General features: G+C 60.0%; 22 protein-coding genes. 12 read left to right on the top strand and 10 right to left on the bottom strand.

Going from position 1 to position 23,614, the window contains the following annotated elements; all coding sequences use genetic code 11:
• Positions 1-29: 29 nt before the first annotated feature.
• The gene (locus tag AC1ENN_RS00820; protein WP_480391597.1) at positions 30-491 is read right to left on the bottom strand and encodes an HIT family protein; all 462 of its coding nucleotides are present in this window, start codon (positions 489-491) and stop codon (positions 30-32) included.
• Entirely contained in the window at positions 491-1,399 is a 909-nt protein-coding gene (locus tag AC1ENN_RS00815; protein WP_480406393.1) for an alpha/beta hydrolase, read from the bottom strand. Before AC1ENN_RS00815 ends, AC1ENN_RS00820 begins: the two co-directional genes overlap by 1 nt.
• A gap of 110 nt (positions 1,400-1,509) precedes the next feature.
• Between AC1ENN_RS00815 and AC1ENN_RS00810 the strand changes: the two genes are divergently transcribed.
• Positions 1,510-1,926 carry a MarR family winged helix-turn-helix transcriptional regulator gene (locus tag AC1ENN_RS00810; protein WP_449648070.1) on the top strand — a complete coding sequence of 139 codons (417 nt, stop codon included), beginning with the start codon at positions 1,510-1,512 and terminating at the stop codon, positions 1,924-1,926.
• On the top strand, positions 1,923-3,260 hold the full coding sequence (locus tag AC1ENN_RS00805) for an MFS transporter (RefSeq protein ID WP_480406392.1): 1,338 nt from the start codon (positions 1,923-1,925) through the stop codon (positions 3,258-3,260). The genes AC1ENN_RS00810 and AC1ENN_RS00805 overlap by 4 nt, the downstream gene beginning before the upstream one ends.
• 63 nt (positions 3,261-3,323) lie before the next feature.
• On the opposite strand, the gene AC1ENN_RS00800 is transcribed toward AC1ENN_RS00805, so the two are convergent.
• The 3 genes from AC1ENN_RS00800 to AC1ENN_RS00790 are packed head-to-tail and all read right to left on the bottom strand — an operon-like array spanning position 3,324 to position 6,762.
• On the bottom strand, positions 3,324-4,172 hold the full coding sequence (locus AC1ENN_RS00800) for a transglutaminase family protein (RefSeq protein WP_449648068.1): 849 nt from the start codon (positions 4,170-4,172) through the stop codon (positions 3,324-3,326).
• Positions 4,169-5,101, bottom strand: coding sequence for an alpha-E domain-containing protein (locus AC1ENN_RS00795; RefSeq protein WP_449648067.1), 933 nt, complete (start codon positions 5,099-5,101; stop codon positions 4,169-4,171). Before AC1ENN_RS00795 ends, AC1ENN_RS00800 begins: the two co-directional genes overlap by 4 nt.
• A complete protein-coding gene (locus AC1ENN_RS00790; protein WP_480391595.1) occupies positions 5,095-6,762 on the bottom strand; it encodes a circularly permuted type 2 ATP-grasp protein in 1,668 nt (555 codons plus the stop codon). Before AC1ENN_RS00790 ends, AC1ENN_RS00795 begins: the two co-directional genes overlap by 7 nt.
• Positions 6,763-6,847: 85 nt before the next feature.
• Between AC1ENN_RS00790 and AC1ENN_RS00785 the strand changes: the two genes are divergently transcribed.
• The gene (locus AC1ENN_RS00785) at positions 6,848-7,492 is read left to right on the top strand and encodes an alpha/beta hydrolase (protein ID WP_449648065.1); all 645 of its coding nucleotides are present in this window, start codon (positions 6,848-6,850) and stop codon (positions 7,490-7,492) included.
• A 46-nt stretch (positions 7,493-7,538) separates the two neighbouring features.
• On the opposite strand, the gene AC1ENN_RS00780 is transcribed toward AC1ENN_RS00785, so the two are convergent.
• From AC1ENN_RS00780 to AC1ENN_RS00770, 3 genes are all read right to left on the bottom strand, one after another.
• The gene (locus tag AC1ENN_RS00780) at positions 7,539-8,237 is read right to left on the bottom strand and encodes a potassium channel family protein (RefSeq protein WP_449648064.1); all 699 of its coding nucleotides are present in this window, start codon (positions 8,235-8,237) and stop codon (positions 7,539-7,541) included.
• On the bottom strand, positions 8,230-9,588 hold the full coding sequence (locus tag AC1ENN_RS00775; RefSeq protein ID WP_449648063.1) for a TrkH family potassium uptake protein: 1,359 nt from the start codon (positions 9,586-9,588) through the stop codon (positions 8,230-8,232). Before AC1ENN_RS00775 ends, AC1ENN_RS00780 begins: the two co-directional genes overlap by 8 nt.
• Before the next feature lie 89 nt (positions 9,589-9,677).
• The gene (locus tag AC1ENN_RS00770) at positions 9,678-10,118 is read right to left on the bottom strand and encodes a nitroreductase family deazaflavin-dependent oxidoreductase (RefSeq protein ID WP_449648062.1); all 441 of its coding nucleotides are present in this window, start codon (positions 10,116-10,118) and stop codon (positions 9,678-9,680) included.
• Positions 10,119-10,231: 113 nt separating this feature from the next.
• Here AC1ENN_RS00770 and AC1ENN_RS00765 point away from each other — a divergent pair, with 113 nt between their 5' ends.
• Positions 10,232-10,723: a hypothetical protein gene (locus tag AC1ENN_RS00765; protein WP_449648061.1), complete on the top strand. Its 492-nt coding sequence runs from the start codon at positions 10,232-10,234 to the stop codon at positions 10,721-10,723.
• Positions 10,724-10,763: 40 nt separating this feature from the next.
• Here AC1ENN_RS00765 and AC1ENN_RS00760 read toward each other — a convergent pair whose 3' ends face one another.
• Entirely contained in the window at positions 10,764-13,334 is a 2,571-nt protein-coding gene (locus tag AC1ENN_RS00760; RefSeq protein ID WP_480406391.1) for a LuxR C-terminal-related transcriptional regulator, read from the bottom strand.
• Positions 13,335-13,439: 105 nt separating this feature from the next.
• Between AC1ENN_RS00760 and AC1ENN_RS00755 the strand changes: the two genes are divergently transcribed.
• Positions 13,440-14,369, top strand: coding sequence for an NAD(P)-dependent oxidoreductase (locus AC1ENN_RS00755; RefSeq protein ID WP_480406390.1), 930 nt, complete (start codon positions 13,440-13,442; stop codon positions 14,367-14,369).
• Here AC1ENN_RS00755 and AC1ENN_RS00750 read toward each other — a convergent pair.
• On the bottom strand, positions 14,341-15,363 hold the full coding sequence (locus AC1ENN_RS00750) for a LacI family DNA-binding transcriptional regulator (protein WP_449648216.1): 1,023 nt from the start codon (positions 15,361-15,363) through the stop codon (positions 14,341-14,343). The two genes, AC1ENN_RS00755 and AC1ENN_RS00750, sit on opposite strands and share 29 nt — an antisense overlap.
• A gap of 281 nt (positions 15,364-15,644) precedes the next feature.
• Here AC1ENN_RS00750 and AC1ENN_RS00745 point away from each other — a divergent pair, with 281 nt between their 5' ends.
• The 7 genes from AC1ENN_RS00745 (at position 15,645) to rhaI (ending at position 23,611) form a co-directional block, all read left to right on the top strand.
• On the top strand, positions 15,645-17,234 hold the full coding sequence (locus AC1ENN_RS00745; RefSeq protein WP_480406389.1) for a sugar ABC transporter ATP-binding protein: 1,590 nt from the start codon (positions 15,645-15,647) through the stop codon (positions 17,232-17,234).
• 5 nt (positions 17,235-17,239) lie between these two features.
• Positions 17,240-18,256: an ABC transporter permease gene (locus AC1ENN_RS00740; RefSeq protein ID WP_480406388.1), complete on the top strand. Its 1,017-nt coding sequence runs from the start codon at positions 17,240-17,242 to the stop codon at positions 18,254-18,256.
• 4 nt (positions 18,257-18,260) lie between these two features.
• Positions 18,261-19,295, top strand: a complete 1,035-nt coding sequence (locus AC1ENN_RS00735) for an ABC transporter permease (protein ID WP_480406387.1) — start codon at positions 18,261-18,263, stop codon at positions 19,293-19,295.
• 30 nt (positions 19,296-19,325) lie between these two features.
• Complete coding sequence (gene rhaS, locus AC1ENN_RS00730) at positions 19,326-20,378, top strand: rhamnose ABC transporter substrate-binding protein (protein ID WP_009773745.1); 1,053 nt, start codon at positions 19,326-19,328, stop codon at positions 20,376-20,378.
• Between the two features lie 94 nt (positions 20,379-20,472).
• Positions 20,473-21,936: an arabinose isomerase gene (locus tag AC1ENN_RS00725; RefSeq protein WP_480406386.1), complete on the top strand. Its 1,464-nt coding sequence runs from the start codon at positions 20,473-20,475 to the stop codon at positions 21,934-21,936.
• 10 nt (positions 21,937-21,946) lie between these two features.
• On the top strand, positions 21,947-22,300 hold the full coding sequence (locus AC1ENN_RS00720) for an L-rhamnose mutarotase (RefSeq protein ID WP_480406385.1): 354 nt from the start codon (positions 21,947-21,949) through the stop codon (positions 22,298-22,300).
• 144 nt (positions 22,301-22,444) lie between these two features.
• Positions 22,445-23,611 carry an L-rhamnose isomerase gene (gene rhaI, locus AC1ENN_RS00715; RefSeq protein WP_480406384.1) on the top strand — a complete coding sequence of 389 codons (1,167 nt, stop codon included), beginning with the start codon at positions 22,445-22,447 and terminating at the stop codon, positions 23,609-23,611.
• Positions 23,612-23,614 lie beyond the last annotated feature (3 nt).

Genomic DNA, 23,614 nt, shown 5'->3' with positions numbered 1-23,614 from the left:
CACCCCTGTCTAGTTGTGCTGAATCCAGCCTAATGTGCGGCATCCGCCGATGGAGTCGACCAGTCGAGCGGAGGAACGAACTCTTCGTGACCGTGAGCGATCATTCGGCTTCGCAACCGCGCGAACGCATCGTCAAGAGCTGCGACACCGGGAAAACGTTCGATGCCCGTGTGACTGTATTCATACACATTCCACGACGGCCATATGTGCAAGTGCGCGTGCGGAACCCGATAGCCCTCGAACATGAGGCCAACGCGATCGGCATCCCACTCTTCACGCTGAGCAAGCCCAATCAGGCGCCCAACACGAAAAATGTGCATCGCCAACTCTTCATCGAGGTCGCTCCACCGATCGACCTCGAGACGCGGAATGACGAGCACATGACCTGGCCTGCGGGGCTCGATCGTGAGAATGGCAAAGACACGGTCATCCGCCCACACAAAGCGACCTGGCGAGCGACCGTTCAGAATCTCGGTGAAAATTGACGCCATTATTCGTGCGCAGCGGCCTTGGACGCAGCCTTGTGCGGTGCTGGCTTGAGCCGCACATCTAACCACGCGACCAGATCGGCGATTACTTCGTCTTTATTGGTCTCGTTGAAGATTTCGTGGCGGGCACCCGGATACACGATTGCTTCCATGTCAGTCAGTTTGGAGCGCGTGGCGTAGTCGGCCGCGAGCCACTCAATGCTCGTAACACCGCCAAGCGAATCCTCGTCGCCGATCATGATCAGCAGCGGAATATCGCGCTTGATGTGCTTAGTGGGGCGACCGAGCAGGCGCAGCCCATCGATGGGACCGAAGAGCTTGAGGGCATCCGCATAGAAGGTCAACGGATCGTTGATGAAATCTTCGGCGACCTGCGGGTCACGGCTCAACCATTCGTAGCCGGTGGTTCCGAGGTCTTTGTGCTGCGCGTTCAGGTTGCCACTGTTCATGTGGGCAAAGGTGCGATGCGCCGTGCCGGTGAGGATCGCGACCTCGTATTCGTCTGCATGGTTGTTGAGCACGTCTTGCACCATCAGCGAGCCCCACGAGTGGCCGAGAAGAGCAAGCGGCAGGTCAGGGTTTTCTGCGCGAATGATCGTCGTGAGCTCTCGGATGTTTTCGGTTGCTGCCCGCAGTCCGCCCTTGCCGAGCTTTCCCAGTTTGCTGCTGTCGCCGTCGTTTTGGTCGAGCCCGGTGGCACCGTGGCCGCGGTGATCGTCGGCATAGACGGTGTAGCCAGCGGTCGCGAGCGCTTGAGCCACGTATTCGTAGCGTCTCGCGTGGTCGCCGAGGCCGTGCGTGAGCTGGAGGACAGCGTGGGCATGGGGCGACTTCCACACGTAATAGTGGATTGTCACTCCCTGGGCGTCCGTGTAGGAGTGGTCAGTTCTTGGCACCGTGAACTTGGGCATTGGGCCTCCTTGCTTCTTCCATAGTACGGCGGGGGTGCATCGATGTGAGGAAACGCAGTCAACCGCCTTCGGCATTTAGTTAGCAAGACTAATTTGCTAGACTAACTAAAGTGCCAGACAAACTAGACGACGAACTCAGAATCGCTCTCATGCGCATCGCTCGCCGTATTCGGCAGCAACGCCACGACGACACCCTGAGCGACAGCCAACTCTCCGTGCTCTACGTACTGAGCCATCACGGAGGCAGCACCCTTGCCGCGCTCGCCGAGCACGAACGTGTGACCCCGCCGTCAATGAATCGCACCGTCAATTGCCTCAGTGACGAAGGCCTCATCACTCGCTCTAGCTCTCCAGACGACGGCCGAAAAGTTCTCATCGAAGCGACGGATGCCGGCAAGGAGCTCGTCGATAAGACTCGCCAGCGTCGCGCCGAGTGGTTCGCTGCCGAACTCTCGACCCTCACCGCCGAAGAGCACAACGCCCTCCATGCAGCGATCCCAGTGCTGCTGAAGCTGGCTAATTCGTGAGCGCAATGTTTCGCTCGCTCCGCTTCTTCAACTACCGACTCTGGACGATTGGCGCAATCGTGTCCAATACAGGCGCGTGGATGCAGCGCACCGCCCAAGACTGGATCGTTCTCACCGAACTGACCGACCACGATGCCGCCGCTCTCGGCTTCACGATGGCCCTGCAGTTCGGCCCGCTACTGCTACTGATGCCCATCGCTGGAATCATTGCCGACCGATTCGACCGCCGCGTCGTGTTGCTGTGGACGCAGTTCAGCCAGTTTATTCTCGCGCTCGGCCTCGGCATCCTCGTGATCTCTGACCATGTTGAGTTGTGGCACGTCTACGTTTTTGCTCTGCTTCTGGGTGTCGCAACCGCGATTGATGCGCCCGTTCGTCAGGCCTTCGTGTCAGAGCTCGTGAGCGACAAAGACCTCCCCAACGCTGTCGCCCTCAACTCGATGTCGTTCCAGAGCGCACGCCTCATTGGCCCAGCCATCGCTGGCGTGCTTGTCGCCGCGATCGGCTCAGGCCCGGTGTTCCTCGTGAATGCCGCCTCCTTCGCGGGCGTGCTCGCCTCGCTGTGGTTCATCCGCCGCAACCAGCTCTACCCGGTGGCCAAGCTCGGGCGAGCGAGGGGCCAGATTCGGGATGGGCTCCGCTACGTTCGCAATCGACCAGACATCCTGATTGTGCTCGTCATGGTGTTTCTCGTAGGAACGTTTGGCTTCAACTTCCCTGTCTTCATTTCCACCATGGCCACCGCCGAGTTCGGCAAAGGAGCAGCAGAGTTTGGGCTGCTCTCTTCGATGATGGCGGTCGGTGCGATCGTCGGGTCCCTGCTGGCCGCTCGACGAGAACGCGCACGCCTCGGCGTCGTCGTCATCGGCTCTGTCTTCTTTGGCGTGGCGTGCCTGCTCGCCGCTCTCTCCCCCAGCTACTGGACTTTCGGCGCTGCTCTCACGATCGTCGGCGTCTCGTCACTGACGATGATGACCACCGCTAACGCCTACGTGCAGACCTCCACCACCCCCATCATGCGCGGCCGGGTCATGGCACTCTACCTAGCTATCTTCGCCGGCGGCACCCCAATCGGCGCACCGATCGTTGGCTGGGCCGCCAACGAACTCGGAGCGCGCTGGGCGCTCGGAATCGGCTCACTCTCCGGCCTGCTCGCCGCTGCGTTCGCCACCACCTGGCTCGTCTACAGCCGCGGGATGCGCGTCGGCCGCGTGCCCGAAAGTCGCTTCCGCCTTCGATTGCGCTTCCCTCCCGAGCCAACGCCAGACGAAGAGCGCGAACTCGCTACTCAAGAGATCGCGATCGTCGAAAGCACAATGCGTCGCACAAGCTAGCTAGCGTGAGGGGCGGATGCTCGCAGCATCGCACCCCTCACCCCGAGGTGTGTGCGGCTCAGGCTAGGCCTCGCGCGTAATCTCCACACTCACGAATAGCTTCGACCCGAATGGGCCAGCGTAGACACCGCGCAGCGGCGGAACGTCGTTGTAGTCGCGACCGCGACCCACGAGTACGTGCCGGTCACCGATGTCGATCAGGTTCGTGGGGTCGTAGCCACGCCACTGCCCATTACAGAACCATTCGATCCACGCGTGGGATTCGCCCGTGACCGTCTCGCCGATAGCGGCATCCGGTTTCGGGTGAAGGTAGCCAGAAACATACCGGGCCGGGATGCCGACCGAACGCAAAGCACCCAACGCGAGATGCGCAATGTCTTGGCAGACACCTTTGCCACCAGCCCAGGCTTCTGCTGCAGTCGTCGCCACACCGGTGACGCCGCTCATGTACTGGATCGCGTTACCGATCGCCATCGAGATTTGCAGCGCGCTCTCGCACGCGTCATCCGACTTCGAAGCAATGTCTTTTGCGAGCGCGATCACTTCTGCCGGCGGCTCGGTGCGCCGCGTCTGGCTGAGGTTTTCAACGGCATCCATCGACAGTTCGGCCGTCGCAGCAAGCTCATCCCACCCCATGCACTCAGACACGTGCTCACGCTCGTGGACCTCAACAAGGCTTGTCGCCGTGAGCGACAACTCCTTGTGGCCAGTGAGCACCTCAAAGGAGGCGACGCGTGAACCCCAATAGTCGACATAGTTGCTCTGGCTCGACAGCGGCAAGATGTCCAGATTGGAGAACAACACGAGCTGTCCCTCAACGCTCGCCGGAAGCATCCGAGCCTCGTTATAGGACGCTGTGACTTCTCCGCCGTAGCTGAACCCTGTGGAGTGAACGATCCTTAAGCGTTTCATGAGATCTCTCCAACCCACTCGGGAGCGGCGTTCGTCGGGAAGTAGCGGTGACGCACCGCCTCCGAAGCCGCACTCGTTGCTGCCTGCACACGGTCCATGTGGTGGGGCAGATCATCCAAAATTTCGTTGATCGGTCGATACTCGAGCTCGCTGCGAATTTTGCCGAGCAGGCGCTGCGCATCATCGGCAACCCCAACACGGTTTATGCGGCGGGGCTCAAGCTCGCGAATCGAGTCCTCTGCGCGAGATACCGAGAAGAGGATGCTGCGCGGGAACAGTCGATCAAGCAACAGGAACTCTGCTGCGTTGCTCGCACTCGGCACACCACGGTACGTACGCAGGTAAGGCTCGTAGGCGCCACAGGAGCGAAGGATCGTGGTCCACGAAGGACCACTGGCCTCGGTAAGGCTGCGGGTTGCCAGCAGGCGTGCGGTCATGTCCGCGCGCTCCAAGCTGCGACCGAGGGTGAAGAACTGCCACGCCTCATCGCGGCTTGTCGCCGACTCGATGATGCCAACAGCCAAAGCGCTGCGTTCGCGAACCCAGGAGAAAAAGTCACTGACTTTGTCTTCTGAAATGCGACGCGGCATCCGGGCCCTCGTGGTGTTGAGGCATTCCCACAACTCTGTCGAGACGATTTCTCGTGCTCGCCGTGCGTTCTCGCGAGCGGCACCGAGTGAGTAGGCAATCGATGCCGGCTCAGAACGGTCGACGGCGAGGATCGACAGCACGTCACCGCGCGTGAGCACGGCGTCGGCAGGAGCTTCGCTTCCCATCACGCTCAAGAGGGCGCGGCAAGCATCGTCTTCTTCGATCCACGGATCTTCAAGCAACAGCTGGAGGTGGACGTCGAGGATGCGGGCGGTTCCGTCGGCACGCTCAATGTAACGCCCGATCCAGAACAGCGATTCTGCGATGCGGCTCAGCATGATTGACCTCCCTCGATGTCGTCACTCTGCTGCTGCTGTTCCTCTTGACGCTTTCTGTGCGTAAGAGTGTGGCTGCTGTCGTGGTCTTCAGCGTGATCTTCGTGAACGCTCGCTTCAAGCAACATCTCAGGAGTGATCACGGTGATTGCCTCCGTGTCAGCCTGTCGCTCAACAAGGCCCTGAACAGTGTCTGATGGTTCTTCGATGCGTTCGCGCCCAACAACCCAGGTGTCCTTCGAACCACCACCCTGTGAGCTGTTGACGACGAGTTGACCCTCGGGCAAAGCCACGCGGGTGAGACCGCCAGGCAGAACCCAGACATCGTTGCCGTCATTGACAGCGAACGGTCGAAGGTCGGCGTGACGTGGGCGCATACCGTCATCGACAACGGTCGGAATGGTGGAGAGTTGCACGACGGGTTGCGCGATCCAGCCTCGGGGGTCTTTGCGCAACTGCGTCTTCAGCGTTGCCAATTCCTCCTTGGATGCCGCTGGGCCAATAACGAGACCCTTGCCGCCTGATCCATCAACCGGCTTCACCACCAGCTCATCGAGGCGGTCGAGCACCTCTTCGAGGGCTCCCGGATCTTCGAGGCGCCACGTTTTCACGTTGGGAATGATGGCTTTCTCGCCGAGGTAGTACTCGGTGAGATCGGGCAGGTAGGTGTAGACGAGCTTGTCGTCGGCTACGCCGTTTCCGACCGCGTTGGCGATCGTCACGTTGCCGAGGCGAGCCGCGAGCATCATGCCAGGACTGCCGAGCATCGAGTCGGCACGGAACTGCAGCGGGTCAAGGAATTCGTCGTCAACGCGACGGTAGATCACATCGACCCGGGTTGGCCCGGCGGTGGTTCGCATCCAGACGCGACCGCCAGAACAGAAGAGGTCACGACCTTCAACAAGCTCGACACCCATGAGGCGGGCGAGCAGTGTGTGCTCGAAGTAGGCGGAGTTATAGACACCGGGGGTGAGCACAACAACTGTCGGCTCTTCGATGCCACTCGGTGCGCTCGCGCGGAGGGCCTGCAGCAATTTGTGCGGGTAGTCGCCAACGGGGCGAACACGCATGGAGACAAAAAGTTCTGGCAGGGTCTGGGCCATCACTCGACGATTCGAGATGACGTAGCTCACACCACTGGGAACGCGCACATTGTCTTCAAGGACTCGCCACGCGCCAACCTCGTCACGAATCAGGTCGATGCCGCTGACTTGAATGCGCACACCATTTGCTGGATCGATACCAGCAGCTTGACGATGAAAGTGACTGGATGAGGTGATCATCCGAGCGGGAATCACACCGTCTTTGATCGCATTCTGCGGCCCGTAAATGTCAGCAAGAAAAGCTTCGAGTGCACGCACCCGCTGCTTAACACCACTCTCGACCTGTTTCCACTCAGAGAGGTCGATAACTCGGGGAACCGGGTCGAGCGGGAAAGGTCTCTCTTCGCCCGCAAAGTCGAAGGTGACGCCCTGGGCGAGGTAGCTATCTGCCAGCGCTTCAGTGCGCCCACGCAACTCTTCTTGAGTCATCTGAGCGAGTGCGTCGTGGATCTCCCGATAAGGGCGACGAATCTCGCTATCAGCAGAGAACATCTCATCCCACGCCGCTGGTCCGGTGCGTTTGGAGGCGCTTGATGTGTATCCGTCAAACAAATCTGCCATATACAGACACTATTCGCCTGAGACGATTTCCGCTCGCTAGCGGGTCGATTACGGTAGAACGCCGCGCACAATTTACAGTTAAGTAATGCCTCACACCCTCCCCACCATTCTTGTTCTCCCCGGCGGAGGGTACGCGCGACTCGCACCCCACGAACGCGAGCCTATTGCTGGCTGGTTGCGATCAATCGGGTGGAATGCTCGAGTCGTTGATTACCCCGTCGCCACGAAGCATCCGGCCCCGTTGCTGGCAATTCAGTCTGAAATTGCCAAAGAACGTGCCGCTGGGGCCACGATCGTGGGCGTTTTGGGTTTCTCGGCCGGTGGGCACCTCGCCGGTCACGCTGCTGTTGCCCCCATTGCGAAGTCAGAAGAGCGGCCAGATTTCGCCGTCCTCGGCTACCCGGTAGTCAGCATGGTCACGCCAACTCATGCCCAGTCGCGCGAGAATCTGATTGGTCTGGATGCCAACGATTATCTTCGTGAAGACACGTCGCTTGAGTTGTTGGTAACCCCAGAAACTCCGCCAATGTTCATCTGGCACACTGCCGCCGATGGTCCGGTTCCGGTCGCGGAGCATTCGTATCCGCTCGCTGCCGCGCTCGCTGCTGCTGGCGTGCGACACGAATTGCACGTGTTCGCCGACGGAAAGCACGGCTTGGGGCTCGCTGAGGGAACGCCCGCTGAGGCGTGGCAGTCGCTGTGCGAAATCTGGTTGAGCTCGCTGCGCTAACCCTCGCTAAATAAGACCTCGGTGGGAATGCTTCGACGTTGCCGCTCTAGCGACGCAGGCTGAAGGCTTCCGCTTTGGCGGTTGATCCGGACACCAGGATTGTGTCGTCCACCGCGATGACCGTGTTCTCGTCCGTGTAGGTCCACGCTCCCCCGTGCGGTCGCACTGCTGTGATCGTGACCCCGGCGGAAGAACGCACTCGGGATTCTCCGAGCGTTTTACCGACGATTCCGGCTGGTGGGGCCATCTTGACAAGCGAGAACCCATCACCGATCTCGAGGTAGTCCTGCATCGAGCCACGCACAAGGTGGGCTACCCGGCGCCCCATCTCTTTCTCCGGATAGATCACGTGGCTCACCCCGAGCTGCTCGAGAATAGTGCCGTGCGCATCACTCACAGCCTTCGCCCACACATGCGCAACATTGAACCTCAACAGCAACGAAGTGGTGAGGATGCTCGCCTGAATGTCACTGCCAATCGCCACAACGACGCGGTCAAACTCGGGCACCGCCAACTGCTGCAGCACTTCCTCGCGAGTGGAGTCTGCGCACACCACATGCGTGAGTTGACCATTGAGTTCTTGCACGATGGATTCATCGGCGTCTATACCCAACACCTCGGTCCCGTTCGCCATGAGTTCCAGCGCCAGCGCGCGACCGAAACGGCCCAAACCAATCACCGCAACCGAATCTGCTGCGGCCACACTTGAGGCATCCGAACCAGAGAACATGCGCAATTTAACCAATGATCGGCCTTTCTTTAGGAAGTTCATACATGACGGCGCGTTCGCGCAAAGCAAGCGCGGTAGCGAAACCAATGGGCCCGAGTCGGCCAACAAACATGAGCACAGCCAAAATTAGTTGGGCTGCAATCGGCAGTTCTGGCGTGATGCCTTCCGAGAGGCCGACGGTGCCGAATGCAGAAACCGTCTCGAAGAGCACCGGGCTAAGCGGCAAGCCCGAGATGAGCATGATCGTGACAGTGGATGCCGCTACAACACCAACAGAAAGCAAGACGACCGCAATTGCTTGGCGGTGCACCGCGCGCGACAGTCGCTTGCCGAAGACGTTGACGACGCCATCGCCGCGCACCTCGGCAACAAGAATAAAGAACAGCACCGCGAACGTCGTGATCTTGATGCCACCGGCAGTACCTGCTGGACCACCGCCGATGAACATGAGCGCGGTCATCCCGAACTGAGTGGCTTCACTCATGGCTCCGATGTCGATGCTGTTGAAGCCGGCCGTGCGGGTTTGAACCGATTGAAAGAAGCCAGCAAGAATCTTGGTTTGCCAGTCGAGGGGGCCGAGCGTTGCTGGATTGTTCCACTCGATAAGGGAGATGTAGAACGTGCCGACGATCAGAAGCAGAGGTGTTGCCGCTACGACAATCCGGGTGTTCATGCTCCATTTGAGACTCTGGCCGCGGTAGCGCAACAATTGCACGATCACGGGGAAGCCGAGGCCGCCAAGAATAATTTCGGCACAGAGCGTGAGCGAAACCACCGGGTCGTCGACGAACGACATCATGTTGTCACTAAACAGAGCAAAACCGGCGTTGTTAAATGATGAGACAGCGTGGAAGAGTGCCAGCCAAGCCGATTCCCCCAATCCTTTGCCGTAGTGCAACCAGAACCAGAAAAAGAGGATAACCGCGCCAGCACCCTCGATGATGAGAGAAATCTTGAGCACGCCCAAAATGAGCGAGCGCACATCGCCAAAGCCGACGCTCTTCGTTTCGGCGGCAGCAGTGATCCTTGAACGCAGCGACATACGTCGCACCACCGCAATACCGATGATCGACGCGAACGTCATCACACCGAACCCACCCACTTGAATGAGCACCATGATGACGACCTGGCCGAAACCCGTCCAATAGGTGGGGGTATCGACGATCACATGACCGGTCACACACATGGCAGAAACGGCAGTGAAGAATGCCTCAACGAGACTGGCGCCACCGGGACCGGTACGCGAAATCGGTAAGGCCAGCAGGATCGTTCCCGCAGCGATACCAATCAAAAACCCGAGAAGAGTGAGCTGAGCTGGATGAACCAGTTTTCGCTTACTACCCGTCCCACGGAGGATATTGTGCACCGGGATACGATACGCCTGTTTTAGACCGGGCGTGACGCTGTTTTGCCGCGCACCGTCAGCCGACGATTACGCGTTGCTCACAACGCGAATTAGACCTCTAATGGCTCGAGAATGAAGACCGGAATTTCGCGCTCGGTCTTTGCCTGGTAGTCGGCATAGTCGGGGTAGGCGGCCACGGCGCGCTCCCACCAGAGAGCCTTCTCATCACCGGTGACTTCGCGCGCGATAAAGTCGCCCTTGAAGCCAACATCATGCAGTTCAACGTGCGGCTGAGCCACGATGTTGTAGTACCAGACCGGATGCTTCGGTGCTCCGCCGAGCGAAGCAACAACGGCATACTTGCCATCGTGTTCCACTCGCATGAGCGCGGTCTTGCGCAACTTACCGGATTTGGCGCCAACCGTGGTCAGAACGATCACGGGCATCCCCCGCATCAGGTTGCCCTCGTGGCCGTTGCTGGCTTCAAACGTGTCGGCCTGATTGCGGGCCCACTCTGAGGTGCTTGGTTGGTACTCTCCTGTTAATGGCATGCCTTAACGGTACTCCTGACTGGCTGAGCGGTTCAGCAGCGTTCCTCGCGCCAAGCACAGTTAGGTAGTTTCTACTCACGCGCCGCCGTTGGTGCTCACGCTTTACTGTGTGCATGATCACATCACAGCGCGCCCTGAGAAGCGCAATTACCCTAGTTATTGCCACAGGCATCACCGTGTCGCTCTCAGGTTGTTTCAGCAACCCTCTCGAAGATCTTGCCAACGGGCTCGTCGAGGGCACCGTAGAGAATGTGATTGAAGGCGCGACCGGAGTTGATGTTGACGTCGACGGCAACGGCACTGGCGCTTCACTTCCCGACTCATGGCCAAACGAGGTGCCGGTTCCCGATGGCAACATTGTGCTTTCGCTCGCCGTTGGCGGCAGTTACAACGTGACCGTCACCGTCGGCAGCCCGGAGGCAGCACAGGCAGGCTTCGAGAAGTTCACTGCGAACGGCTACGAGGTGATCTCCGAGATTTCCCTCGGCGAGGGCGCTTACGCCTATGGACTGCAGAGCGATTCGTGGTCGGTTCAATACAGCTGGGGTCAAGACGACGAAGGAACTGCAACCGTCAACCTCACTGCGACCCCCACCGAAGAATAGGAACGATCGCAGGTGAGCAGGAGTGCAGGAGTGCAGCCCGCTACAACTCTGCGAGAACCTGCTCAAGCTCAACTCGGCCGGTGACACCCAACTTGCGATAAATACGAGCGAGATGGTTGTCCACGGTTCGAACTGACAGCCCCAGCTGCTGGCCGATCTCCCGACTACGTTTACGGCCAGCAGCTGCACGGGCGATCATCCACTCACGTTCAGTGAGGTCGTCGCCACCATTCTCGGTAGCCACATAATCCATGTCGGCGGCAAGGCGGCTGGCCAACAGAGTGGCCTTGCGCTGCAACTCTTGTTTGCCATTCTTCGCGGTGTTGCGAGCTGCCGTGAGCAAACCATCCACGGCGAGCGCTGCCACACCAGCCTCAGCGAGCGCGGGTGCGAGATCACACAGTGTGGCAATATTCCCCGCAATCACCGCTTCACCCCACTCGTGGATGCGGACCACCAGTGGTGCTGGAGACAACTGGGTGAGCAATTGCAGTTGATCGCTCGCGGCAGCTGCCTGACCGAGACGCAGTGCGACGGTGAGAGTAAGTGCGCTCAGCAGGAAGTGGCCAAGGGTGATGCCTTCGGCGACTGCAGCGATGATGACCGCTGCACCTTCCTCGTGGCGCCCTTCGCCAGCAAGGATCCACGCTTCACACTCCGCACGCTGGAGAATTACTTTGGCGTCGCCAGCATGTTCGGTCGCGATCTGAGCAAGCAACTGTCGTGCGGCCTCTGGGTCGCCACGCTGCGCCTCGATGGTGGCGTGAAGCGCAGTGGCGGTGCCTAGGAGACCAGTGAAGTCACGCCACCGCAATTGTTCAACGGCGAGGGCCGCGAGCGCGTTTGCGTCATTCAATTTGCCCGCGTGCAAGTGAACGATCGCGAGAGCGTAGGACCACACGCCTGCCGAATCCGCAAAGCGATCGAGCCTACGCTGAGCCGCAAATTCGCTAGCCCGCCCGATCTCGGCGGAAGCAACGAGAGCAAGAAACTCTGAGAGGTCGAGCAGTGCGTCAGCGAATGGCGCTTCAAACCGGAACGCATCGGCTAAGGGCCGCGTGTGACTAATGGCCTGAAATGCTTCGGCTGGGTGACCAGACATGGTCGCGATCATTGCGGCAGTCAATCCTGCATTTACCGCCCCAACCCCTGTCTCGGCCATTTCCGCATCCGCTACGTCAATGAGGGCAGTGGCGTCACCGGTCATCAGTTGCCATTTGGCCAGCTCAGGGCGAAGTATCGCCTGGCCCCGCGCATCCAGACGGCTCAGTTCAGCGTGAACTCTCTCCACAGCTTCGGCCGGGCGAGCCAAACGGTACGCCACATGTTGCCCCCATCTGGCGAGGGCAATCGCACGCTCCTCATCGGCAGCGGCTAAATCAATCGCTGATTCAAACACCTGCGAGGATCGTTCGGATTCCGCGAGCGCAGACAGCGCACTGCCCAATACCAACTCGGGGGCGAAGCGCCGCCCTGCTGCCTGGGCTCGCTCCGCCAGCATCGCTGCCATGGTGTGGTCACCGGCCGCATGCGCATAGTTGGCAGCCCAATCCAACTCATCATCACTGATGTGAGCTTCGGTCGAGGTCAGCAGCACTGTTGCCGTGAAGCGCAGTTGCTGATCCCCCATCGGTGTCAACCGTGCCGCAACTTCGAGGATTATTTCTGCGCGCTCTGCCCGCGAAAGTTCTCCGACGAGAGTTTCAGCGAACAATGGATGTGCGAGTCGCACAGACGGGATCGCATCGTCGCGAGTCTCTTCAACGACACCCTCCACTCTGAGTCGCGCGAGCACATCAGATTCGTCTGCACGGATAGCGGCGAGCGGGATGGGCTGCGCAATGGCAATCAGTCGAGCCAATCGTCTCTCGTCAACGCTCAACTGCAAGAGACGCTCAGCGATCGTCGCCCGCACATGTTTGGGTAGGGCGGCGACCGAAACCTCAACACCAAAGTCTCCGCTATGGATGCCGCCGGCTCGCGTCGCCGCAAAGATCAGTTCGCGCAGCATCAGTGGGTTGCCGCGGCTCGCCTCGAAGAGGGCTCGCAGACTCTCAGGGCGCAGTGTGCCGCCCAAATACTGTTGGAGGATCGATTGGCTGTGTTCGAGGCTCAAGCCTTCGAGGTCAACGATATCGATGAGGTTCTCGTGCAGTAGGCGCGCCAGGGGGCCGGAAACGTCGTGAGAGTCGCGGGCGGTGAGCAGGGTGGTGACGCCGAAGACGCGCACGAGTTGGTAAAGCACACCGGCCGAGACGGCGTCCAGTAATGGCGCATCGTCGATCACGAGGACGAACTGTGATGGGTTCTCTCCCACTACCGCTACGAGGGCTTGAACGCGGTCGCTCACACTTTCCAGATCGACTCTGCCAGAACTGGCAAGAACCGGCGCGAGGGCCCCTAAAGGTATTTCGGTGAGTTCGGCGAGACCGACAACGGGCACGATCGTGCGCCCGTCAGAGCGCAACGCTTGCGCGATGTGGGCGCCCAATGTGGTCTTGCCAACGCCGCTTGGTCCACGCAACATTACCGATCGCGATCGGGCACCACGAAGGGCACTCAGCACAGCATCCCGCTCAACTTCCCGGGGAACTACAGGCCATCGCACCATGCACGTCCCTTCACGGCCGAATGAATACTCGTGGCGCACAGCATAGTGGGAGGGCGTAGCCGGGGGGGGGGGATAGCCGGAGGGATAGCTAGTCTGGAACGCATCATGTTCACCATTGCTCTCCCCGACCAGCAGATGTGCGACCGGCTTGCCCCGCAACTGCCCGACGTTAACCTGATCGTGTGGGGTGCCAACGACGGCCCGCCACCGCAGCACGTTGACTTGGCTGTTCTCGGCTACCTCCGCTCAGCAGATGACCTGCAGAAATTCGCGGGACTCGATGTTGCCGCGCTGCAGTCGCAATCACTCGGTTACGACGGCGTTGCCGCCAAGCTGCCCGCCGGAATCACGTACTGCAACGCCGTCGGCGTGCATGAAGCATCTACCGCTGAGCTCGCGGTTGGCCTGATTATTTCTGAACAACGCGGGTTTCCTGAACACTTCGCCAACCAGCAGACCGGCACGTGGAACCAGCACGAGTTCATCGGCGTTGCTGGCACGACAGTGGTCATTGTCGGCGCCGGTGGTGTTGGCAACCAGATCGCAGACAAGCTCGCCCCTTTCGAGGCCAACGTCGTGAGGGTCGCCCGCACCAACCGCAGCGACGCCCGTGGTGCCGTCCAGTCGATGGATGCCCTGCCATCGCTCCTCGCGAAAGCCGATGTTGTCGCAATCGCCGTGCCTCTCAGCGACGAGACCACTTCCCTCATCGATGCGGAATTCCTTGCCACGATGAAGTCAGGGGCACTGCTCCTGAATGTATCTCGAGGCAAAATTGTTGACACGGATGCACTCGTGGCTGCGGCATCCGCTGGACGCATTCGTGCTGCTCTCGACGTCACCGACCCCGAACCGCTACCCAGCGATCACCCGCTGTGGTCGACCCCCGGCATCACCATTACGCCCCACATTGGCGGCTACACCTCTGCGATGTATGGCCGAGTGGATGCCGTGGTTCGAGAGCAAGCCCGCCGGCTGCTCGCTGGCGAGCCCCTAGCGCATGTGGTTATCGCGGCGCAGTCGATTCACGGATGACCAACTTGGGCGCGAAGACCACCTGACGCCGGTCAGCATCGGGGTTTGCTGCTTCGTTGAGAAGGATCTCGACGGCCGTTTGACCCATTTGAGCACTCGGTTGACTGATGGATGAGAGCGGAACGACGGCCGCGCTGGCGAAGTCGATGTCGTCATAGCCCATGAGGGCGATGTCTTCTGGCACCCGGATCGACGGGGTCGAATTGCCGTTCATGAGGAGTGCTTGCAGCACTCCCATGGCGACGAGGTCGTTGGCGGCAAAAATGGCATCGGGGCGCTCTGCCGGCGAGCGAGCAACGATTTTTGCTCCTGCCGCCCGGCCGGCGATGACGCTGAGCGCATCGATTTCGATAACTTCAATGCTCGCTCCGTGCACCTTCTCAATTGCCTCTCTGGCGCCCGTGAGTCGGTCGGAAACTTGGCGGATCGCCATGGGCCCTCCGACAAAAGCGATGCGACGGCGGCCCGTTTCAAGGAGGTGGGTTGCTGCCAGTTTGCCACCGACGATGTCGTCGACGGAGACCGAGCTAAATGTCGAGTTGGGGCTCTCACGGTCAACGAGCACTGCCGGGATTCCGCGTTTTCGCATGGATTCGAGCCGGTCGGTGATGTCACCGTACGGCGAAATAAGCATCCCGTAGACACGCTGCTGTTCGAACAGATCAAGGTACTTCGCTTCGCGCTCGATGCTTTCGTCACTGTTTCCGAGAGTGACAGTCAGTCCGCCCTCGGCGGCTTTATCTTCCGCACCGCGAGCAATATCTGTGAAGAACGGGTTGCGCACGTCGAGCACGACGAGACCGATGGTTTGACTGTGACCGACCCGCAGTTGGCGGGCGGCATCGTTGCGGATGAACCCGAGTACTTCAATCGCGTTCTGCACGCGTTCAACGGTCGATGGCGAGACTTTGTGGGGGTGGTTGAGCACGTTTGAGACGGTGCCGACGGATACGCCAGCGCTCTTTGCGACATCATGCACGCTCGGCGTTGACATAGACACAACCAGAGTTTCTCGGCCCGACGTTGGGCAGCGGATGAGGACAAGACGAATTCTCGACTCAATACGAGTCTAAGGACAAAAGTGTAACGATTCATTCATCGAGGGCAAGTTTAGCGGGCAGAGTGCCGCTGTGGGACTTGACGGACCCCAATACATCGTCGTATCGTTCACGCACGGTCGATTTTATCGATTCAATTGGCGGTTGTAGTTTCCAGCCAGGTGATTCGACCACCGTCACCCACAGCAATGACTCAACGCGGAGGCACCACAGTTCAATGGCGACTGCAGCAGAAACGGCACCGGCATCACACGCCGCCCGCACCCCCGCGCTCAGCCTCAGGGGCGCATCCAAGACTTTCGGCCCCGTGATCGCGCTTGCGGATGGCACCATCGAGATCCTTCCGGGCGAGATCCATGCTCTCGTCGGAGAGAACGGCGCAGGCAAGTCCACCCTCGTAAAGATCCTCGCCGGAGTTCACTCCCCCGATGGCGGCGAGTTTCTGGTCGAAGGAAAGCCGGCGCACTTTCGCAACGTCAGTGAAAGTAAAGCGGCCGGCATATCGGTCATCTACCAAGAACCGACGCTATTCCCCGACCTCACCGTCGCCGAGAATATCTTCATCGGCCGCCAGCCCAAGGGTCGCGCTGGACTCATCAGCCGCGGCGAGATGCGTCGACGAGCGGCCGAACTCTTCACCACTCTCGGAGTTCCTATTGATCCCGATCGCATCGCTGATGGACTTTCTATCGCCGATCAGCAGATCATCGAGATTGCCAAAGCAATCTCGCTCGACGCCAACGTTCTCGTCATGGACGAGCCAACAGCGGCACTCTCCGGTGTTGAAGTAGAACGCCTTTTCACTGTCGCTCGCGCGCTACGGGAAAAAGGCGCGGGCATCCTGTTCATCTCGCACCGCTTCGAAGAGGTCTTCGGACTCAGCGACCGCATCACAGTCATGCGCGACGGCCGCTATATTCAAGTTCACAACACCGCTGAAGTCACGGTTCCGGCAATCGTCAAAGAGATGGTCGGCCGGGAGCTTGGTGATCTATTCCCCAAGCAAGACGCCGAGATCGGTGACGTCGTGCTCAAAGTTGACGGCCTCAACAGCGCCGGCACGTTCACCGGAATCGACTTTGAGATTCGCGCTGGTGAGATCGTCGCCCTCTCGGGCCTCGTCGGTGCCGGACGCACTGAAGTTGCCCGCGCCGTATTCGGGATTGACCCGTATGAAACGGGAAGCGTGAGCATCAGCGGCACGGCGCTGAAAGCACACAGCCCAAGGGACGCGATCGCCGCAGGAATCGGATTCGTTCCCGAGGATCGCCGTAAACAGGGATTGGTGCTCGATCTCTCCGTTGCACGAAATGTCACCCTGACCCTCCGCCACTCACTTGCACGTTTTGGAATCATCTCCGGCCGACGCGAACGCGCCGCCGCCGAAGACTGGTCGCAGCGCCTTCAGGTGAAAACTGGTTCGCAAGATCTGCCCGTTTCTACCCTCTCGGGAGGAAACCAACAGAAGGTCGTGCTCGCTAAGTGGCTTGCCACCGACCCGAAACTCCTCATCGTCGATGAACCCACTCGAGGGATCGACGTCGGGACCAAGGCAGAAGTGCACCGTCTCATCTCTGATCTTGCGGGCCGCGGTATTGCGATCCTCATGATCTCCTCCGAACTGCCAGAAGTGCTCGGGATGGCTGACCGCGTTCTCGTCATGCACGAAGGCCGTATCACGGCAGAACTCAGTCGCGCTGACGCGACAGCAGAACGGGTCATGCAGGCTGCCACGGGCAGTCGCGAAGCACTGCACCTAGAACTGACCGACGAAGAACTGAGCACTGAATTGGAGGCGGGCGAGTGAGCACCGTGACCCACGCACCGGCCATGCCGCGAAGCAACGCCCTCAAGCGCTTCTTCACCGCCCGCGAGATCCCCGTCGCCGGCGCCCTTATTGCGCTCATCGTGGTGACCTACATCATCAACCCGCGCTTCCTCTCGCCGCAGAGCACCAAGGACTTGATGCTCAACGCGACGATCATGGTGATCCTGGCTGTCGCTCAGGCACTCGTCATCATCACCCGCAACGTTGACCTTTCCGTCGGTGCCATCCTGGGGCTCGTCGCCTTCGGCACAGGAACCGTCTTCGATATGTTCCCGACCATTCCCCTTGTGCTGGTGTTCGTGATCGGCATGATCTTCGGTGGACTCCTCGGGTCGATCAACGGCATGTTGGTTACCTCAGCCAAAGTGCCTGCACTGGTGATTACCCTCGGCACCCTCTATATCTTCCGAGGAGTGCTGTCGAGCTGGGCTGGCTCGAAACAGTTCTTCTCCGGTGACAATCCCCAAGCGTTCGGCAACCTCTCGGTCGACACTCTTGTCGGCATCCCGATCATCACGATCATCGCGGTCGTCATTACGGTGGCCGTTGCGATGTTCATGAGCTCGGTCCGAAGCGGTCGTGACCTGTACGCAATCGGCTCAGACCCGGATGCGGCCCGCCTGTTCGGCATCCCCGTCGGCGGTCGAGTGCTGAGCGCGTTCATCGCGTGTGGTGCACTCACTGGCCTCGCCGGTGTTCTGTATGCCTCTCGCTACAACTCGGTCGGAGCGCTCACCGGTTCCGGAATCGAATTGGATGTCGTAGCCGCGGTCGTCGTCGGCGGCGTCGCGATCTTCGGTGGTTCGGGAACCGTCGCCGGTGCTGCGATCGGCGCCGTGCTGCTCTCCACCATTACTGGTGCGCTCACGGCCACCCGCGTCGACAAGTTTTGGCAGCAGGCGATCGTGGGTGTGCTCATCCTCGCCGCCATCATCATCGATCGAGTCGTATCGCTGCGAAGAGCCCGCAAGCTGCGAGTGAATGAGGCAAAAGATGTCTAAGACAATGACCGCTACTTCACGGGGCCAGTTGAGCCGCCGCCTCATTGGCTATGACGCCGTAATCTTCTACATCCTGATCACGGTCGTCATCATTTCGATGGTCACGGTGAACTACTTTGCCTCGACCCTCACCGTGGGCTTCTTGCTCATTCAAGTGCTTCCCATCTTGCTCATCGCAATGCCGATGGCGTTGGTTATCGTCTCCGGGGAGATCGACCTTTCTGTGGCTTCAACGGCCGGCCTTACGAGCGCCACGATGGGCGTACTGTGGCGCGATAGCGGATTAGATATCGGAACGGTCATGGCACTCTCACTGCTGGTTGGTGTGTTGTGCGGAGCTTTCAATGGCTTCCTGATCACCACCCTCGGCTTGCCATCCCTAGCCGTGACGATCGGAACCCTCGCCCTCTACCGTGGGCTCGCGCTCGTCGTGATTGGCGACCAGAAGGTCGCGAGTTTCCCCAAGGAACTGAACGCATTCGTGCTTTCGAAGATTGGCAACACCGGCATCCCGGTCATGATGATTTTCGCGTTGATAGTGATCGCGTTCTTCGCGGTACTACTGCACTTCACTCCTTTCGGGCGTGGCCTCTACGCCCTCGGGTACAGCCCGCAGGCTGCGACGTTTGTGGGAGTGAGAGTTGGTCATGCCAAGTTCTGGATGTTCGTTGCCACTGGCATTGTCTCGTCGATGGTTGGCGTCTTCCTCACCCTGCGGCTGGCAAGCGCCGGTCCAGACAACGGAACCGGCCTTGAGCTCAGCGTCATCGCAGCTGTTCTGCTCGGTGGTGTCTCGATATTCGGCGGCAAGGGAAACATTCCTGGCGTCGTTGGCGGTGTGCTTCTCATCGGAACACTCACGTACGCGCTTCGGCTCGCCAAGGTGCCGGAGACGGCACTCATCATTGTCACCGGCGGATTGCTCGTGCTCTCCGTCGTGGCCCCCAGCGTTATCGCGTGGGGCAAAGAACGCATCCGGTTGAACCGGCTGCACCGAGAAGTCCAGGGGCAGAACGCCCCCGGAATAACCCGCGCCTAAGCACCAGGCGTCTTTACGAAAGGAAGAACAATGAAGTTGTTTTCCACGAGCAGCCGAGGCGGCCGTATCGGCTCCATCGCTGCGATTGCAACGGTAGTGGCCCTCGCCGCAACCGGTTGCGCTGCAACTAACGGCGGCGACAGTGGCGACGGCGGCGGAGACAGCGCCGGTACCATTGCGTTCTTGCCCAAGCAGCTCAACAACCCCTACACCGACGTCGTTCTCGGCGGAGGCGAAGAGGGTGCTGCCGCAATCGGCTACGACTCAGAGGTCCTCGGACCCCTTGAGGCCAGCGCCAGTGCACAGATCCCCTTTATCGAGCAGGCAACCCAGCAGGGCACGAAGGTCATCGTGATCGCGGCTAACGACCCCGACGCCGTTGGCCCGGCACTTCAGACAGCTCGCGAAGCTGGCGCAAAGATTGTTGCCTTCGACTCCGACACCAACCCCGACTACCGCGACATCTTTATTAGCCAGGTTGTTGCCAAGGACGTCGCACTGATTCAGCTCGAGATCATCTCCGAGCAGATCGGTGGATCCGGTGAGATCGCCATCCTGTCAGCAACGGCAACGGCGACGAACCAGAACGAGTGGATCAAGTTCATGGAGGAGGAGCTCGAGTCGAACCCTGACTACGCAGACATCAAGCTCGTCGCCAAGGTCTACGGCGACGACGACGCAGACAAGTCCTTCCAGGAAACTCAGGGCCTGCTCTCGTCATACCCCGACCTCGCGGGCATCATTTCGCCCACGACCGTAGGTATCGCTGCAGCAGCAAAGTACCTCTCGACCTCGGACTACAAGGGCAAGGTCGCACTGACCGGTCTTGGACTCCCGAATGAGATGCGCGAGTTCGTCAAGGACGGAACCGTTCAGGAATTCGCCCTCTGGGACCCGGCACAGCTCGGCTATGTTGCAGCATTTGCTGGCAAGGCTCTCGTTGACGGAACCATCACGGGCGCCGAGGGTGACACCTTCGACGCTGGCGACATGGGCGAGATCACCGTTGGCGCGAACGGCGTTGCCATTGTTGGACCGCCCACGCGCTTCAACGCAGACAACATCGACGAATACGACTTCTAACTAGTCGCTCAGATACCCGGGCCTGCTCACGAGCCGGCCCGGGTATCCACCCCCCTCACTACCAACCACCAGCCTCAGATTTTCGGAGCCAATGATGTCCCTTACTCCAGCTTCAGAGCTGCTTCCCTCAAAGACTCGGCGCGCCACCCGCATCGGCCTCGTCGCCGGCGGGCTCGCCGCCTACTGGCCGCAATTTCCCGCGCTCCTCCCCCAGCTTCAGGAGTCGAGCAAGTACGTCACCGACCGGTTCACCGCTCTCGACGCTGAAGTCATTGATGTTGGATTCATTTCGGATGCCCAAGAGGCCACCGTCGCGGCAGAGAAGCTGCGTCGTGCTGACTGCGATCTCATCGTCATCTTCCTGACCACCTACCTCACGGCATCCATGGTTCTTCCGATTGCGCAGCGCGCGAAGACTCCGGTGCTCGTCATTGATCTCCAGCCCACTGAAGCGATGGACCACGCCAACTTCGACACCGGCAAGTGGCTCGCGTACTGCGGCCAGTGCCCTGTGCCCGAGGTCGCGAACGTTTTCAAGCGCGCTGGCATCGAGTTCCGCAGCGTTTCAGGCCACCTGAAAGATGAACGGGCTTGGGCACGCATCAACCGTTGGGTAAATGCGGCCAAGGTGCGCGCTACTCTTCGCCACGCACGCCACGGCCTCATGGGCCACGTTTACCCGGGAATGCTCGACGTCTCGACCGACCTCACCCTCGTCTCCAGCCAATTTGGTTCACACGTGGAAGTGCTCGAATTCGATGACCTTCGGGTTCGCGTTGACGAAGTAACCGATGCCCAAGTCACCGAGCGCATGAACCTGGCCCGCAAGCTGTTCACTCTCGATGAGTCGGTACGCGAGGAAGATTTCGCCTGGGGCGCCAAAGTGAGCGTCGGACTCGACCGACTGGTAGACGACTTTGACCTCGACTCTGCCGCGTACTACCACCGCGGCCTCAATGGTGAACTGCACGAGCGCCTCGGCGCTGGCATGATTCTTGGCTCATCGCTGCTGACCGCACGCGGCATCCCGTTCGTTGGTGAATACGAGTTACGCACTAGCTTGGCGATGCTTGCAGCCCACACCATCGGTGCTGGAGGTTCGTTCACCGAGATTCAGGCGCTCAACTTCTTTGACGACGTTGTGGAGATGGGCCAAGATGGGCCAGCGCACCTCGCCGTTTCGGAGCGCGATCCGCTGCTACGCGGCCTTGGCGTTTACCACGGCAAACGAGGCTACGGCGTGTCCGTTGAGTTTGACGTGCAGCAGGGGCCGGTCACCACATTCGGAATCGGACAGGATCGTGATGGCAGCTACACGTTCATCACTAGCGAGGGAACCGTAACTCCTGGGCCGCTCTTGGAGATCGGCAATACTACGTCGCGCGTGAGTTTCGGCGGCGACCCTGGTGAGTGGGTCGATGAGTGGTCGCAGACCGGCATCGGTCACCACTGGGCGCTCTGCGTCGGCCATGTTGCTGGCGACATTCACGCCGCCGCGAGCTTGCTCGGCATCGAGCACCGTCACGTCGATATGGCCGACCTTCCGAAGTGGCGTTAGGGGTGCATCCGTGAACCGCTATTGCTTTCAACTGCAAGTGAAGCCCGACCACATCGAGGAATACAAGGTCGCACATGCCGCTGTCTGGCCGGAAATGCTTGAGGCGCTAGCAACATCGGGGTGGCACAACTATTCGCTCTTTCTTCGCGCCGACGGGATGCTTATCGGCTACGTCGAATCTGACGACCTCGCCGCCGCACAGCGTGCAATGGCGGCGACCGAAGTGAATGCTCGATGGCAGGCAATCATGGGCGACCACTTTATCGACCTCGATGTTCCACCGGATGAGGGGTTCATTCCTCTGGAAGAAGTGTTCAACCTCGAGGAGCAACTTGCTGCGAGCAGGAGGCGGTCAGATGGATAGATTGCCTCCTCTAGAATCTCGGTCTACACTCGAATTGAATCGATTCACTTTGTCGCTTCCCCTAAACCTTCGCGAGCACATCCTCGCCCCAACATCCCTCGGCTTTACAACCAGCCGTACCACCAGCAGAAAGTAAGAATTCCCATGGCGCAATTCAGCTCAATCGCAGCCCGCCTCGAAGAACAGGCCATCGAACTTCCCTCCTGGGCTTTCGGCAACTCGGGAACGCGATTCAAAGTCTTCGGAACCCCCGGCACTCCGCGCACTCCGCAAGAGAAGATTGCGGATGCCGCCCAGGTTCACAAGTACACGGCACTCGCTCCGTCAGTTGCCCTTCACATCCCGTGGGACAAGGTCGACGACTACAGCGCACTGAGCACCTTCGCGAACGAACACGGCGTTGAACTCGGAACCGTGAACTCAAACACGTTCCAGGACGACGACTACAAATTTGGTTCGCTCACCCACGTTGATCCCACGATTCGCCAGAAGGCGATCGATCACCACTTCGAGTGCATCGACATCATGCACAAGACAGGATCGCGCGACCTCAAGATTTGGCTCGCCGACGGATCGAACTACCCCGGCCAAGCCGACATCCGCGGGCGTCAGGATCGCCTCGCCGAATCACTGCAAAAGATCTATGACCGCCTCGGCGAAGAGCAGCGCATGGTGCTCGAGTACAAGTTCTTTGAGCCCGCTTTTTACCACATGGATGTGCCGGACTGGGGAACCAGCTATGCACAAGTAGCGGCCCTCGGCGAGCGCGCTCTCGTGTGCCTCGACACCGGCCACCATGCGCCAGGAACCAACATCGAGTTCATCGTGATGCAGCTGCTGCGCCTCGGCAAGCTCGGCTCGTTCGACTTCAACTCGCGCTTCTATGCCGACGACGACCTGATCGTCGGCGCGGCCGATCCCTTCCAGTTATTCCGCATCCTGTACGAAGTTGTTCGCGGCGGCGGCTACGGCGCCGACAGCGGTGTGGCGTTCATGCTCGACCAGTGCCACAACGTTGAAGACAAGATTCCCGGCCAGATGCGGTCGGTGCTCAACGTTCAAGAAATGACTGCCCGTGCACTTCTCGTCGACTCGGATGCTCTCACCGCAGCGCAGAACGCTGGCGATGTACTCGGAGCCAACGCGATCATGATGGATGCGTTCTACACCGATGTGCGCGGGGACCTCGCCACGTGGCGCGAGTCGCGGGGACTTCCCGCTGACCCGATGGCGGCCTATGCGGCATCTGGCTACCAGCAGAAAATCGCCGAAGACCGGGTCGGTGGCGTTCAGGCCGGCTGGGGAGCCTAAGCG

The organism is Rhodoglobus sp. G.S.23 (assembly GCF_056675935.1).
The sequence above is the reverse complement of the archived record's forward strand: the minus strand, read 5'-3'. Positions and strand labels throughout refer to the sequence as shown.

Coding starts and splice junctions, on each gene's coding strand:
- AC1ENN_RS00815 (WP_480406393.1), bottom strand. CDS start 1,399: ATGCCCAAGTTCACGGTGCCAAGAACTGACCACTCCTACACGGACGCC.
- AC1ENN_RS00755 (WP_480406390.1), top strand. CDS start 13,440: ATGTTCACCATTGCTCTCCCCGACCAGCAGATGTGCGACCGGCTTGCC.
- rhaS (WP_009773745.1), top strand. CDS start 19,326: ATGAAGTTGTTTTCCACGAGCAGCCGAGGCGGCCGTATCGGCTCCATC.
- AC1ENN_RS00770 (WP_449648062.1), bottom strand. CDS start 10,118: ATGCCATTAACAGGAGAGTACCAACCAAGCACCTCAGAGTGGGCCCGC.
- AC1ENN_RS00765 (WP_449648061.1), top strand. CDS start 10,232: ATGATCACATCACAGCGCGCCCTGAGAAGCGCAATTACCCTAGTTATT.
- AC1ENN_RS00750 (WP_449648216.1), bottom strand. CDS start 15,363: ATGTCAACGCCGAGCGTGCATGATGTCGCAAAGAGCGCTGGCGTATCC.
- AC1ENN_RS00795 (WP_449648067.1), bottom strand. CDS start 5,101: ATGCTGAGCCGCATCGCAGAATCGCTGTTCTGGATCGGGCGTTACATT.
- AC1ENN_RS00725 (WP_480406386.1), top strand. CDS start 20,473: ATGTCCCTTACTCCAGCTTCAGAGCTGCTTCCCTCAAAGACTCGGCGC.
- AC1ENN_RS00790 (WP_480391595.1), bottom strand. CDS start 6,762: ATGGCAGATTTGTTTGACGGATACACATCAAGCGCCTCCAAACGCACC.
- rhaI (WP_480406384.1), top strand. CDS start 22,445: ATGGCGCAATTCAGCTCAATCGCAGCCCGCCTCGAAGAACAGGCCATC.
- AC1ENN_RS00745 (WP_480406389.1), top strand. CDS start 15,645: ATGGCGACTGCAGCAGAAACGGCACCGGCATCACACGCCGCCCGCACC.
- AC1ENN_RS00735 (WP_480406387.1), top strand. CDS start 18,261: ATGACCGCTACTTCACGGGGCCAGTTGAGCCGCCGCCTCATTGGCTAT.
- AC1ENN_RS00820 (WP_480391597.1), bottom strand. CDS start 491: ATGGCGTCAATTTTCACCGAGATTCTGAACGGTCGCTCGCCAGGTCGC.
- AC1ENN_RS00785 (WP_449648065.1), top strand. CDS start 6,848: ATGCCTCACACCCTCCCCACCATTCTTGTTCTCCCCGGCGGAGGGTAC.
- AC1ENN_RS00760 (WP_480406391.1), bottom strand. CDS start 13,334: ATGGTGCGATGGCCTGTAGTTCCCCGGGAAGTTGAGCGGGATGCTGTG.
- AC1ENN_RS00800 (WP_449648068.1), bottom strand. CDS start 4,172: ATGAAACGCTTAAGGATCGTTCACTCCACAGGGTTCAGCTACGGCGGA.